Consider the following 13,621-nt stretch of genomic DNA (forward strand, 5'->3'; position numbering starts at 1 on the left):
GGTGTCGCAAACCCTGCCTCGGGTGAGTAATCTGAATGCAATCTATCGGGATTGTGGAGGAGTTCAGATGGCACCCAGGCAGCGGTTTCTGCTGATTGCCCTTCTGGCCTTGGTGGCAATTGCTATCTCAGCGCAGGTCGCCCTTTCATCGCCCTGGCTGGGTCTGGGGCTTTCGCTCCATGGTGAAGAACCTGTTATTGTAAAATTCAGGTTGTTTTGAAAGGACACACCCTTTGTTTCAATTTCAGTCAAGTACCGGAAGCCGCTTACTTCATCTCTTGATGCTCTTGTTTTTCATGGTAATTGCCGCGAGCTCGAAGGCAACGGAAAGCCTTGATGTTCGAGTGGGCAACTTCTATCCCAACTATTACAAGAACGCAGAGCAGCAGTGGAAAGGCATTGATGTCGAGATGGTTGTCGCTCTGGTAGAGCGCGCGGGGTTCAAGCCCAATATCGTTGAGATCCCCTGGTCGCGCGCGCTCATGATGGCCCGGCAGGGTCAGGTCGACGTGCTGGTCAACGTCAACATCACCGAAGAACGGTCTGAATACCTGCACTGGATTGGTCCGCAGCGATACACCCAGATGAGCCTGATTGTTACAGAAGAAAATGCTGCACTGCCGATCAGCTCTCTCGACGACCTGGTCGCGCAGTGTCAAGCACATGGGCTGAAATTTGGTGTTCAGCCCAATGTTTCCTACGGGGAAGAGTTTGCTGAAAGATTGAGAAATGACGATGTGTTCAGGGCCTGTGCTGAACCCTTGACCGGCCCCCAGAATGACGACAAGGTTTTGCTTGGCAGGCTGCTTGGTTACTTCGATGAACCACTGGATATCCAGGCCGAAAGGTGGCGAAATCCTGCATATGGTCTGGTGATCCATCCTTTTACCGTTATGAAAGGACCCGTGTTCTTCGGGGTTAGCAAGGCCTCTATAAGTGCGGGTGAGCTCAAGCGTTTGGAAATGGCCTACCAATCACTGGTGGCCGATGGTTCACTCGACGCCATTGCCAGAAAATGGACCTTCGGTACAGACGACTAATTAGAGCCGTTTAACTACTTTGTTTAGTATCCTTTCCGAACTCCATCCAGCATCAGTGTATTAAGCATGATGTCGATGGGGATCTCGCTGCCATCGGCACGTAACCCGGAGAATCTTTTGTTGGTTCCCATGGAGCGGGAGTTGGGTTTCCGGAAATAAAAAATGAATATATATTCATTAATATAGGCGATACAGCGCAAAACACGAAAACAATGGTGCAGCCCATGGCTTCGGCTGAATAGATCTGTCTTTCAGCAGCGTTTCTGTTCTTGAAAATATGAGTGGGTGCCCCCTTTGACGTAACAAATTTCAGAATGGCGTTTTCGTCACTCCAGAACCGTCGGCCAGTTCCCATCCGCCTGCCGAATGAATCCTTCGGTGTCCTTCAGCCATCGATCCTGAACAGACTGGTTGTAGTTCAGATACAGACGGCTATCCCGGATGGCCCAGTGTCGGGGATCGCCTTTTGCGAGATACCCTTGCGCGACCGCCCAGGCGCAGTAGCCGCCGTAAGCAGGTAAGTAGCGTTCAGGATTGGCTTCGAAGCGCGTCAGGTTCTCTGCACTTTCGAATCGCCAGGTTACGCCGACGTGCTCTGTCGTGTATTCGCGCGAGCCTTTGGCTGGTTTTCCCGTTTCGAAGTAGCTGACTGTGTCGTAGCCGCCCGCGCCGGTATTGCTTAGTAGGCCGGTGTAAACGGCAGGCTCAGAGGCCCAGGCGCTGGCGGTCAAGAAGAGTGCGAGGGTGATAAATGTCAGTTGTCTATTCATATCGATTTCCCCGAAGGATTTCAGGCATTTTGGAATTCTGCGCCGTGCTATCCGGTTTTAGAACCGGAACCCTCAGTTTTGTTTCACTGGATTTACGTTTACGTGGGAAAACCGGCCCCCTCATTCAGGGTGTCGCAAATCCTCCCTTGGGTGGCTAATCTGAAAAGCAATTTATAGGGATTGTGGAGGATTTCAGATGGCACCCAGGCAGCGGTTTCTGCTGATTGCCGTTCTGGCCTTGGCGGCAATTGCCATCTCAGCGCAGGTTGCGCTGTCGTCGCCCTGGCTGGGCCTGGGGCTTTCGCCCCATGATGGGCCGGAAGGGCTCCGCGTTGATCGGGTGCACCCGGATTCGCCGAACGCCGGAGTTATTCAGGTGGGAAGCGTTATTGTGGGGCTGCAAGCGGCGGATGGTCGGCAAATCCCGCTGCATGGAAATCTGGTGATGGAAGAACCAGACCTGCTAAGCCACACCGATCTTAATCTGTTTATGCAGCGCCAGACCGAGTTGAATCAGGCGCTGCGCTCAGGCGGGACACGGTTTGTTCTCGCATCCGATGACAAGGTGCCGGTTGTGGCCATTGATACGCCGTGGCATCAGCTCTCGGGTGGCTTTTCGATTCACACCTTTTACGGGTTGATTGCTTTGATGGTGGCGGTTGGTATCTGGGCCTTCCGTCCGAAAAGCGCAGCGACCCGGCTTTACGCGCTTTCCGGCGCAGCAACCATGGTGAACACCCTGACTCTTGCCATCTACGGTGATCGGGAGTTTGTGCTGAGTGGCGATGTGTTTGCGGTGGTTTCTGCGGTTAACCACCTGGCCACGCTCATGGTGAACGCTTCCCTGGTCTCCCTGTTCTGGGTGTATCCCCGCCCGCTTGCCCGTTTTCCCGTTCCGGCACTGATGATTTGCATCGCGCTGATCATGTGGGTTCTGAGCGAACTCCAGGTGGGCGAAAGCGCCCAGGTGACGGTCTACCTGCCCATTGTCGTCGGTTATGTGCTTGGCTTGTGCTTTGCGGGTGCCCAATGGGTGGCCTCGAAAGGTCGCCCCCTTGAACGCGCTGCCCTGAAGTGGTGTGTATTGGCAATTTTCCTGGGCAGTGTTTTGCTGATGGGGCTGGTGATCATACCGCCAGCCTTCGGCCACCCCCCTCTAGTGCCGCTGCTGGTGGGGTTCGGTGCCTACCTGATTCTGTACCTCGGAATCGCGGCGGGGCTGTTGCGCTATCGCCTGTTTGATATTGAACGGTGGTGGTTTAAGACCTGGCTCTGGTTTGCCGGGGGGCTGATGGTGCTGGTGTTGGATGCGATCCTGATCATGGGCGTTGGTTTGACCAGCACCTATGCGCTCACTCTCTCGCTTGCCATTGCGGGCTGGCTTTACTTTCCATTGCGGCAATGGTTGTGGGATCGATTCGGGCAGCGTTCCAGCATTTCTCTGAACGAGGCTCTCAGGGAGCTGGTGGATAAGCTGTTTTCTGCGTCTACGGAAGCGGAAGTTCGCCGGGCCTGGCCGGATCTGCTGCGTATGACGTTCCAGCCGCTCAATCTGGAGATGCCCAATGCGCCGGATAAAAAGGCCGCGGTGGCAGTATCGGCAGACGGTGTGTTGATGGAGCTGCCTGCGCTACCGGGTGATACCCAGCGGGCGAGCCTGGAATTTGCCAGCAATGGGGCTCGGCTGTTTACCAAGGAGGATATGCGGGTGGCGAACCTGCTGTATGACCTCACTGGAAAGGCGTTGCAGGCGTTACAGGCCCGTGATGCAGGCGCGAAAAAGGAGCGCAGCAGAATCATGCGGGACCTTCATGACGATCTGGGTGCCCGGTTGCTGAGCCTCGTGTACGCCACTGACACAGGAACGGTGCGCGAGGTGGCCCGATCGGCGCTGAGGGACCTGCATGGGCTGGTAGATACCACTGCAGGGAAACCAGCCAGCCTGTTGGAGGTGGCCAACAGCTGTGAGGGAGAAATACGCCAGCGGCTGACGGACTCGGGTATCGAGCTGGATTGGCAGGCAGATCCCATGAGTCTGTCTGACCAGGAGCTTTCGGCCCGGGCTGCTGCCAATATCGCGCGCATTCTCAGGGAGGCAATTTCCAATATCATCAAACACGCTAATGCTGATCGGGTAGAGGTAAGGTGGAGTCGTGATAGCGACTATCTTTTCGTGCGGGTTTCCGACAACGGCAAAGGCAATACCCTGGATGGCCCGGGTGACGGGCAAGGGCTCAGAACGATGCAGGTTCGTGCCGAGGACCTGGGTGGTCGTGTTGATTGCCGGATGTCGGTGGAAGGCGGCTTTGTTGTGGAGCTGACGCTGCCGGCAGCCTAGCTGTCGATCATGCCCATGCGCATGGCTTCCCGAGTGGCTTCCGCCCGGGATGACACCTCCAGCTTGCGATACACGGTTTTCACGTAACCGGCGGTTGTGTGGCGGGTAATACCCAGGGCCTGGCCAACCTGAGCCAGGGTGAAGCCTCTGGCAATCAGTTCCAGTACTTCCTGCTCACGCGGGGTCAGATCCGGCTGTGCGGTGGTATCCGGCGGTGCAAAGGTTGCCAGGACACGCCTGGCAACCGAGGGCGACAGTGGCGGCTCATCGTCAATAATACCCGCCAGACGGCGAGCCAGCTCGGATTGGGATTGCTGTTTCAGCAGGTATCCCCTGGCACCGGCCCGTAATGCCGGGAACACATGGCGGTCGTCGTCGTGGATGGTTATCACGATGCAGAGGCACTCTGGCACCGCCTCGCGCAGATCGCGGATAAAGTCGATGCCATTACCGTCTGGCAGACTGAGATCAATCAGAGCAATGTCCGGCTCAAGATCCGCCTGTTGAAGATGAGACAGTTTATCCCTTGCCTCGGTGAGCCGGTTGGCAACGGTCACCGAAATCTCCGGAAAAACTTCCTTGAGCACGTCGCGCAGCCAATGCTGAGCGCCCGCGTGATCTTCCAGAATAAACCCCAACTTCATTTGATCGTCCTGATGCTCTTGGGTTGCCGCTCTTTCAACATAGCCCCCTCAAATGGGGGAGTCAAAGCCGGCCAATGTCCCCCCAGGTGCGGTCTGCTGCCGTTGGTTCATGTCCGATAGCCTAGTCACGGACAGCGTAAAGCAGCGGCTTTACGAACAAGGAGGCAGTCGAATGAAAACATTGAATGTAATGTTACTAAGGGTGTTAACCGTTTTGGCCGTGTGCTTTGCCTTGGTGGGCTGCTTACGGAGCAGTGATTCAAATGATGATGACCTGGTTGAGGAAGATTCCAGCGAGGAGGTCGGTGGCGATGATGTCGCTGACAGCGGTGATACCGGGGACAGCAGCGGTGATGACGGGGGTGGTGGCACAGCCACTGGCGCACCAGCCGCGCCAGTGGTTACGCCCGCCTACGATGACTGGACGCTGACTTTTACCTGGCCGGCAGTGGCCGACGCAGACATCTACCAGGTGTTTGAAGACCCGGACGGCGTGAGTGGCTTCACCCAGATAGGTTCGGACCTGACTACCAACAAATACACCAACAATATCAGCCTGACCGAACGCAACGGCGCCCGTTATGTCGTTGCCGCTTGCAACAGTGAGGGCTGCACCGAGTCCAGTGAAGTGACGGTTGATGCGTTGGACAGCGGGATCACCCCCATCGTGGTGAGCGGCGACCCGGCACCAGGTATTGGCGGTGGCGCGGTTTTCAGTGGTGAGATTGGCACCCAGCTGAGATTTGACGTTAATCAGGCTGGCACCGTCGCAATTCACGGTGCGACCGATCAAACGGACAGCAGTGGCAGCTTGAGGGACGGTATTTTCAGCTACAGTTCGGGCGCGGGCCTGAGCCTGATCCAGGCCGACGACGCCACGCTGCCCTCAAGCGATGCTACCTACAACGGTTTTTTCAACGTACTGATCGATAACACCGATCAAATCATCTTTGGCGGTATCCTGAATCAGCAATCGGGCTCGGTGACGGATCAGGTCGATGGGCTTAACAATGAGGTGCTGTTACGCAGCAATGCGGGCACAACGTCTGTGATCGCCCGGGAAGGCGACCCTGCGAGGAATGGCACCGAGTTCCCAACACTGGATGCGGGAAATATTTATTTCACCGAAAACGTCCAGGGCAACCGGGTATTCTCCTCAGTCAGTTCGGATGGCAATGGAGCCGTTACCTTTAAGCCGGGTTCGAACACGGATGCCTCCAGGGTATCGGATGACTCGACGTATCCTGCGGGTAGCGCTCTGTGGACGATTACCGGACTGGGGCAGAAGGCCCAGTCGCTCAAGGCTGGCGAGACGTTGCTGCCGGGTAACCTCGAGCCTAAAAACTTTGGTTCCCTGGACTTTGACAGCAACCAGGCAGAGCAGCTGGCGTTTGGTCTGGCGCTTCAGAACGCTGACGGCACCGCGCTCCCAAGCTCGACGGACACTGGCATATACGTCCGCAATGCCGATGGCAGCTACCGGGAAGTGGTGCGGGAGGCCGGCGGCTCCGCACGGGACTTCATCTACAACCTGAACTCCGCTAGGCCCCTTCTGACCGATAACGGCGAAGCGTTCTACTACGCCCTTAGAGGGGTTTCCGGGCCTGCCAACCGGGGGATCTATACCGATTCGCTGGGTGGCAGTGACTTCACCAGGGTGAGCCGTAGCGAGCAGACGCTCCTGCTGGATGATGGCTCGCTCTTTGAGGTCACCGGTTTCATTGGCGGCGCGAACTCGTTCGAGGTGGGCGCCGACGACTCCGTGGCCTTCCTGGTCAACTCCGGCACCCTGGATCAGGAAGACGCTTTGCTGATCTGGACCAACGACGGAACCAGTGCCACCACGAAGGTGTTTTTCCAGGAAGGGGATCCCGTTCGAGGTTTGCCGGATGCCTCCGGTGTGGAGCTTGCTGTTAACTTGGGCTCGAACAAAACCAGATTGGCGTTCAGCCGGCAATCCTGGGCGGCATTCCGGGCGAGCGATGAGGCGGACATCAATAACCGTAAAAGCCTGCTGCTGGCCTCCAGCCCTTCAGGTTATACCCGCGTGATCGCGAGGGAAGGGCAGCAGTTCGCGGTCGATGGCATTGATTATGGCGTCGTGACCGAAATCCTGGACTTCAAAATGGCCTCGCCCGCCGAGATGGTTATCTCACTGAGGTTTGATGCAGACGGTATTTCCGGTCTGCAGCCGGACGGCACCTTTGTCGGGCTAGACGGCAAGAACGGGCTATTCCGTGTTGTATTGTGCAGCCCTTCAGAGCCCTGTTAACAGGAACTCGGTAACTGCAACGTTCATCGGCAAGGTAAACGGCATATCAAAAACAAACGGATAAGGTGCAAGCAATGGTCTTATCCGTCTTCGTTTAAGGGAATGGTTAAAAACACTCGGTTGATCAAGATGATTATTCCCCTGTCGCTTGGAATTATTGACGTATAAAGGCTTCGGTCAGAAGGAACAGGTGCTGCCTTAACGTATCCGAAAACTCCAGCTGGAAAACGGTCAGCGGTTCCAACTGCATGGCTTTGCGGGCCGGCTCCGGCGGGTGAGACATATGCCAGCAGCCAATCAGTGCTTGCTGGCACTGTAGGAGGTATCGCAGGCAAGCGGCTTCTTCCCGGTTTGTTGCTTTGCCGATGACGGCGGTGATACGCCGGGACTGTGACAGCAGGAACAGTTTGAACTCCCGGGCCTCCTCTTCGCTCAGTCCGGTTTCAAGGGCAATGTGAAGGATGGCGGTCAGGCCGCAGAACACGGGATGAGCCAGTATGCGGTCAACGAACTGTTCAGGGAAGCCGTGTGGGCCAATCGCTTCAACGTCTGCAACCCAGTCCGACATCGCACGGCGGTACACTGCAATGAATAACAACTCCTTGCTGCGGAAATAACGATACAGCGCGGCCTTGGTGAGCCCGGTTTCGCGGGCGACATCGGCCAGGGTCAGGCCGTGGAACCGGTGCTCCAGAAACAGCCTTTCCGCCGCATCGAGTATCTGCTGTTCCCGTAGCGCCTTGTCCGACTCGGTGCGGGCGCGTTGTTTACCACCGCATAGTCTGTGCTTCAAAACCACCTCAAAGTGCTTGTTTGTTGGCCCACATCAGGCTTGCAGCCACCCGGCCAGCCGTCGTGTTACGGCCCGGGGCGAGAGTTTACCAGACCAGATCATCAGCAGGTTGCGCAGCCCCGGAATAACAATGGCGTTTCTGCGCTGGGCCAGGGATTTCTTGACCACATCTTCGGCTGTCATGGTGCCGGCTTTGAACAGTTTGGTGTCAGTCATGTGAGCTTCCTGAGCAAACTCCGAATCGGTGGCGCCCGGGCACAAGGCACTCACCGCAACACCCGCCCCTTTGAGTTCCTCATGAAGCGCTTCGGAGAAAGACAACACAAACGCTTTGGTGGCGTAGTAAATGGCCATATTCGGCCCGGCCTGGAACGCCGCGGTGGAAGCCACGTTGATCACAAAACTGCCGCTCTGTTTGCGCAGGGCTGGCAGCAGCTGCCAGGTGAGGGAGACCAGCGAGGTGATGTTCACCTGGATCATTGCCAGCTGTCGTTCCAGGGCCAGATCGGAAAAGGCGCCGCGGTCGCCAAACCCGGCGTTGTTGATCAAGCCGGCAAGCGGCCAGCCGCCCTCGTTGATCCGCCGGGCCAGTGCGTCGGCGCCGGTCTGGTCCGCCAGGTCGGCTTTCAGGACAATGGTCTCAATTCCATGCTGTTTCTTTAATTCTGCGGCCAGAGCATTCAGGCGCTCCTCCCGGCGAGCCACCAGAATCAGATTCTGTTTTTCCGCGGCGAGTGCCCGGGCGAAGCACTCGCCAATGCCGGCGCTGGCGCCAGTGATAACTAAGTACGACATGATCCTCTCCATTTAAATGAACGATGGTCACTTAATATACTGCGGCGATTTCTGTCTGTAAATGACCGGTGGTCACTTATTTGTGTTTCCGGTGCTAAAATTGAAAATCCGTTAGATCAATACGGCCCTGGGGTTGCCTGATAGTGCGATGTGAACTGCGAGGTTTATCGGGCCTCAAATTTGGGATAGGCTTTCAAGTTCCTAAAATCAGGGACAAATTTTCAAACATAAGGAAATGGAATGACGGCTCAACGTTTCACCGAATACAAGATGGTCCATATTTCGGAAGGTGGCTGTGGCACGCTCCTGCTCGGCTCCTCTGGCCTGCCTTTGAAAAAAATCGAAGCAGAATTGAATCGATATGCCGCCGAGGGTTGGCAGGTGGTATTCCAGGTTCTGGAGATGAAGCGTTTCTGGCTGTTCTGGCAGCGTGAATCCGTGATTGTGACCCTGGGGCGCTAACCGGTGCTGCAGGCGTTAGCACTGAAGGCCATCGGGCTTTATCGTCGAACAGGCGGTGGTACCCGATGGTTTGGCATCGACTGCAACTTTGAGCCGAGTTGCTCCGCTTATTCTGAGGAGGCTATCCGCCGGTTCGGTCTTCGCAAGGGAGTGGTGTTAACGTTTCACCGTCTTCGCAGGTGCAACAGGCCGGACGCGATCTGTAAATGCATTGAGCCGGTCACGTGGGATATCGGACATGTTGAGACAAGATGAGGTTGATGCCGAGGAAGAGGTCCTCAGAAAGGCGATTCGAGAGCTTTCAGAAGAGCAGCGGGCAGAATTCTACCGAAAAGCCGGGAAAGCGGTGAAGGATCCGGACACCTATGCGGCACTGAACTGGTTTTTTATCACCGGATTGCACCATTTTTATCTGGGGCGCTGGCAATGGGGGCTGATGGATATTGGCGCTTTGCTTGTTGCAATAGGGTGTTTTGTGGCTGGCTTGGTTTGGCCGGGTGTCGTCCTGCTCTTGATCGTTTATTCCTGGGAGTTGTGGCAACTGTTCAGATCCCAGATTATTGTCCAGGACTGGAATAATCGGCTTTATCGGGATTTGTTGCGGCGCTATTAACCGATGAAAAACGAGGCGGTAAATCGCTTATGGTGTTCAATAAAAAAGGCAGCCCTGGGGCTGCCTTTTTAGATTACGTATTGGCTGTTATTTACAGACCAATAACGTTCTCTGCCTGCGGGCCTTTCTGGCCCTGAGTCACGGTGAACTCAACTTCCTGGCCTTCGGCCAGGGTTTTGAAACCGCCACCCTGAATATTGCTGTAATGAACAAAGACGTCTGCGCCGCCTTCACGAGTGATAAAACCAAAACCTTTTGCTTCGTTGAAGAACTTAACGTTGCCGGTAACTGTAGACATAAATAGCTTTCCTGAATTTAATCAATAAAGTGCCGCCAAATGATCGTTGTGATCTTTGATCAGCGATATGCGGGAAACAAAAAAACGTGCAGGATCAAAAACAGGACAAAAGGTGTGACAACACAAGAGGTCTTATTCGTGAAATGCTTTGCTAAATCTTTCCAACGAGAATGACAGTACGCTAATTAGGAGGCCCTGCATAGCAAAGTTTTCAATTGTTGCGAAAAACCGGGACAGACCCGTTTACTTGGCAAACAATCTGTCCCGGTCTCCACTCGCTTCCTAACGTGCTTTTATATTGCCGTCCGCGTCAGAAATCACTATCTCGACCCGCCTGTTCTGCTGGCGCCCGGCCGATGTTTCGTTTGTCGCAACCGGATATTGTTCGCCGAACCCCTGCACCTCAACTCGCGTGCGATTAATACCTCTTTCCATCAGGGCCTCTCTTACAGCCTCAGCTCGACGCTCTGACAGTTGTTGGTTGTAAGATTCTGCTCCGGTGCTGTCCGTGTATCCTTCCACGCGCACGCGACGGTTTTCATATTGAGCCATGAAGTCAGCCAGGCGACCTACTGTCGTTTCCCCGGCCGGTTTCAGTTCAGCACGATTAAGGTCGAACAGAACGTCACCCAGGGTAAGTACCATGCCTCGGTCTGTCTGCTCGGCCTGCATGGCTTCCATCTGACGGCGCAGTTCGGCGGCTTCTTGCTGGGCAGCTTGAGCTTCCGCAGAGCGTGACTGCAACTCCAATTCCTTACGCCGTTCTTCGGCGGAGTTTATCTGTTGTTGCAGCTTGGCACGTTCGGCCTGCTCCCGGGCAATCTCGGCATGGCGGTTGGCCAGGTAGGCCGCATGCTCGATTTCCGCGGTGCTGGCGCCTTCTGCCATTAACTGCTCAGCGCGGGCAAGCTGATCCCTGGCGCTTCTCAGCTGGCGGTCACCACTGCGGGCCACGTCAGGGTCAGTTCGAATGTCTTCATAGGCCGCCCTTGCTTCGTCGACCATTTGATTGTCCTTAGGCGTACTGGCACATCCCGCTAAGAAGATGGAAAAGCCGACGAGCATGCTCAGAGTCATGTATCGCTTGTTCATATCAATCTCCTGTTTGAGCTGGCGCCCTTACTGGCTTCCGTTCATGCGTTGGCGAAGAGACTCGATGTTCCTGTTGATCTCCTCCACGGCCTGTTTGGCTTTCGCAGTATCGGCACGCGCGCCGGCTAGCTGAGCATCAACTGATGCTTGTTCCAAAAGGTGTAGTGCTTTCTGATAATTCTCCTCGCTCATTTCATCGTCTATCAGCTCTTCGGCATCGGCAAGCTTGTTCTGGGCCTGGTTCAGGAGCACAGGCTCAAAGTTTCTTGCGTCGGATGACACCGCTTGTTGAACGGACGATTCGGCGGCTCGTTTTTGTGAGGTGGGTGGCTCCACGGAGCCTGCGCAACCGGTGATAGCGACGGCTATGCCGGCAATCCCGACGGCGCCCAATATCGACATATAATTGCTCATGCAATATCTCCTTATACTGGAAAACGGAGGCCTGACTGATTCCTTTAATCCAGTCAGGTTGCTGATCTGTGGTATGGACCTGGAGGAGAACTCAGGGTATCTGTCAGCTCAAACGCCTCTACTTCCTCAATTCAAAGATAGCATTCAGGAGTGTTGTGCACATGAGCGTTTATCAATGAAGATTAAGAATCGAAACACACTGCCGGGTTGACCGGTAACAGCTTCGTTATTTGCTAGTATGGTTTCCCGGTCACCCTGAGAACGATTAAGCCCTCCAAAATGAACGCTCCTTTTAAACTCCGGCCTTACCAGCAGGAAGCGGTTGATGCCACGCTAGCCCATTTTCGAAAAACTGATGAGTCCGCCGTTATCGTGCTGCCAACCGGTGCTGGGAAAAGCCTGGTTATTGCCGAGTTGGCTCGCCTCGCGAAGCGAAAGATCCTGGTGGTGACACACGTAAAGGAACTGGTGGAGCAGAATCACGCCAAGTACCAGAGTTACGGGTTAACCGGCGGCATCTTCTCAGCCGGACTGAAGCGGAAGGAAAGCCACCACCAGGTGACCTTTGCCAGTGTGCAGTCGGTGTCGGCCAATCTGGATCAGTTTCGGGATGAGTACTCGTTGGTCATCATCGATGAATGCCATCGGGTCAGCGGAGAGGAAACCAGCCAGTATCAGCGCATCACCGAGCTGTTGCGGCAACAGAACGATTCTCTGAAAGTGCTCGGGCTGACTGCCACGCCCTATCGTCTGGCCATGGGCTGGATCTATCGCTATCACTACCGGGGCTTTGTCCGGGGCGAGGATGACAAGCCCTTTCAGCACTGCATTTATGAGCTGCCCCTGAGTTACATGATCAACCGGGGGTATCTCACCCGGCCGGAGCTGGTGAACGCGGCAGTGGCGCAGTACGATTTCTCGGCGCTGCCTCAGGACCGCTTTGGCGAATACGCAGAGAAAGACGTTAACCAGCTGCTGAGTAAACACAAGCGTGTGACCCGGGCCATTATTGAGCAGGTAATGGAGCTGGCTGCTGAGCGTCAGGGCGTGATGATCTTTGCGGCCACCGTGGAGCATGCGCGGGAGGTCGCCGGGTACCTGCCAGAACACGAAACTGCCCTGATAACCGGCGCCACCGATCTGAGGGATCGGGACTTGCTGATCCAGCGCTTCAAGCAGCGCCAGTTGAGATACCTGGTGAATGTTTCGGTACTCACCACAGGCTTTGATGCGCCTCATGTGGACTTCATCGCTATTCTTCGGCCTACCCAGTCAGTCAGCCTGTATCAGCAGATTGTCGGCCGCGGTCTGCGCCTGGATGAGGGTAAACAGGATTGCCTGGTGATTGATTACGCGGGTAATCATGTGAATCTGCATCACCCGGAGGTGGGGGAGCCAAAACCGAACCCCGACAGTGAGCCTGTGCAGGTGTTCTGCCCGGGCTGTGGGTTTGCCAATATTTTCTGGGGCAAAACCGACAGTGAAGGCCGCGTGATTGAGCATTACGGGCGCCGTTGCCAGGGGCTGCTGGAGCCTGTGAATGGGGTTCAGAGCGAGCGCCCGCAACAGTGCGATTACCGTTTCCGTTTCAAGGAGTGCCCGCACTGCGGGGCTGAAAATGATATTGCGGCCCGTAACTGCGGGCAGTGCCACAAAGCCATCATCGACCCGGATGATCAGCTCAGGGATGCGCTGAAACTCAAGGGTGCCTTGGTGATTCGCTGCGCCGGTATATCGCTGACGGTGGACGGCAGCAAACTGAGGATCACCTATCACGGTGAAGATGGGGAGGAGCTCGGCGAGTCGTTTGATTTCAGTAAGCCGGGCCAGCGCACTGTTTTTAACAGATTGTTCGGGCGTCGTTTTGCCAATAGCCAGGCCCCGAAAGTGTTCAGCTCAGCGGATGAGGTGCTTGAATTACGGGCCCTGTTGCCGGCACCGGATTTCGTGATTGCCCGAAAGCAGAAGCACTATTGGCAGGTGCAGGAGCGGGTTTTTGATTATCAGGGGCAGTTTCGGAAGGCGAATGAGGTGTGAGCCTCTGGAAACCTAAAACGTCAAACCACAACACAACCAGCAATTGTGTGGCT

The 13,621-nt window shown here is 55.6% G+C and carries 15 protein-coding genes; 8 read left to right on the top strand and 7 right to left on the bottom strand.

Translation table 11 applies throughout. The annotated features are described in order from the left end of the window. Positions 1–67: 67 nt before the first annotated feature. Positions 68–220, top strand: a complete 153-nt coding sequence (locus tag ACWJ62_RS01635) for a hypothetical protein (RefSeq protein ID WP_449284622.1) — start codon at positions 68–70, stop codon at positions 218–220. A 76-nt stretch (positions 221–296) separates the two neighbouring features. After that, the gene (locus ACWJ62_RS01640; protein ID WP_449284623.1) at positions 297–1,040 is read left to right on the top strand and encodes a substrate-binding periplasmic protein; all 744 of its coding nucleotides are present in this window, start codon (positions 297–299) and stop codon (positions 1,038–1,040) included. 326 nt (positions 1,041–1,366) lie between these two features. Here ACWJ62_RS01640 and ACWJ62_RS01645 read toward each other — a convergent pair whose 3' ends face one another. Continuing rightward, positions 1,367–1,810, bottom strand: a complete 444-nt coding sequence (locus ACWJ62_RS01645; RefSeq protein ID WP_449284624.1) for a YHS domain-containing (seleno)protein — start codon at positions 1,808–1,810, stop codon at positions 1,367–1,369. 196 nt (positions 1,811–2,006) lie between these two features. On the opposite strand from ACWJ62_RS01645, the gene ACWJ62_RS01650 reads away from it, so the two are divergent. After that, positions 2,007–4,148, top strand: coding sequence for an ATP-binding protein (locus ACWJ62_RS01650; RefSeq protein WP_449284625.1), 2,142 nt, complete (start codon positions 2,007–2,009; stop codon positions 4,146–4,148). On the opposite strand, the gene ACWJ62_RS01655 is transcribed toward ACWJ62_RS01650, so the two are convergent. Continuing rightward, positions 4,145–4,792 (bottom strand): response regulator, encoded by a 648-nt coding sequence (locus tag ACWJ62_RS01655; protein ID WP_449284626.1) that lies wholly within the window; start codon positions 4,790–4,792, stop codon positions 4,145–4,147. The genes ACWJ62_RS01650 and ACWJ62_RS01655 overlap by 4 nt on opposite strands. Before the next feature lie 172 nt (positions 4,793–4,964). Between ACWJ62_RS01655 and ACWJ62_RS01660 the strand changes: the two genes are divergently transcribed. Continuing rightward, positions 4,965–7,064, top strand: a complete 2,100-nt coding sequence (locus ACWJ62_RS01660) for a hypothetical protein (RefSeq protein WP_449284627.1) — start codon at positions 4,965–4,967, stop codon at positions 7,062–7,064. 154 nt (positions 7,065–7,218) lie between these two features. Here the strand turns inward: ACWJ62_RS01660 and ACWJ62_RS01665 are convergent, their stop codons facing one another. Together ACWJ62_RS01665 and ACWJ62_RS01670 are read right to left on the bottom strand one after the other, a co-directional pair. Next, the gene (locus ACWJ62_RS01665; RefSeq protein WP_449284628.1) at positions 7,219–7,863 is read right to left on the bottom strand and encodes a TetR family transcriptional regulator; all 645 of its coding nucleotides are present in this window, start codon (positions 7,861–7,863) and stop codon (positions 7,219–7,221) included. Positions 7,864–7,890: 27 nt separating this feature from the next. Further along, entirely contained in the window at positions 7,891–8,652 is a 762-nt protein-coding gene (locus ACWJ62_RS01670; RefSeq protein ID WP_449284629.1) for an SDR family NAD(P)-dependent oxidoreductase, read from the bottom strand. A gap of 240 nt (positions 8,653–8,892) precedes the next feature. On the opposite strand from ACWJ62_RS01670, the gene ACWJ62_RS01675 reads away from it, so the two are divergent. The 3 genes from ACWJ62_RS01675 to ACWJ62_RS01685 are packed head-to-tail and all read left to right on the top strand — an operon-like array spanning position 8,893 to position 9,727. Next, complete coding sequence (locus tag ACWJ62_RS01675; RefSeq protein WP_014578093.1) at positions 8,893–9,114, top strand: DUF4177 domain-containing protein; 222 nt, start codon at positions 8,893–8,895, stop codon at positions 9,112–9,114. A gap of 3 nt (positions 9,115–9,117) precedes the next feature. Continuing rightward, entirely contained in the window at positions 9,118–9,369 is a 252-nt protein-coding gene (gene yidD / locus ACWJ62_RS01680) for a membrane protein insertion efficiency factor YidD (RefSeq protein WP_449284630.1), read from the top strand. Next, complete coding sequence (locus ACWJ62_RS01685) at positions 9,353–9,727, top strand: TM2 domain-containing protein (RefSeq protein WP_449284631.1); 375 nt, start codon at positions 9,353–9,355, stop codon at positions 9,725–9,727. Before yidD ends, ACWJ62_RS01685 begins: the two co-directional genes overlap by 17 nt. 91 nt (positions 9,728–9,818) lie before the next feature. Here ACWJ62_RS01685 and ACWJ62_RS01690 read toward each other — a convergent pair whose 3' ends face one another. From ACWJ62_RS01690 to ACWJ62_RS01700, 3 genes are all read right to left on the bottom strand, one after another. Further along, entirely contained in the window at positions 9,819–10,025 is a 207-nt protein-coding gene (locus ACWJ62_RS01690) for a cold-shock protein (protein WP_104322724.1), read from the bottom strand. 282 nt (positions 10,026–10,307) lie between these two features. Then, positions 10,308–11,117 carry an OmpA family protein gene (locus ACWJ62_RS01695; RefSeq protein ID WP_449284632.1) on the bottom strand — a complete coding sequence of 270 codons (810 nt, stop codon included), beginning with the start codon at positions 11,115–11,117 and terminating at the stop codon, positions 10,308–10,310. 27 nt (positions 11,118–11,144) lie between these two features. Further along, positions 11,145–11,531, bottom strand: coding sequence for a DUF4398 domain-containing protein (locus ACWJ62_RS01700; RefSeq protein WP_449284633.1), 387 nt, complete (start codon positions 11,529–11,531; stop codon positions 11,145–11,147). Positions 11,532–11,810: 279 nt separating this feature from the next. Here ACWJ62_RS01700 and ACWJ62_RS01705 point away from each other — a divergent pair, with 279 nt between their 5' ends. Beyond that, positions 11,811–13,568, top strand: coding sequence for a DEAD/DEAH box helicase family protein (locus ACWJ62_RS01705; protein WP_449284634.1), 1,758 nt, complete (start codon positions 11,811–11,813; stop codon positions 13,566–13,568). Positions 13,569–13,621 lie beyond the last annotated feature (53 nt).

It is taken from the genome of Marinobacter sp. PE14 (assembly GCF_053566155.1).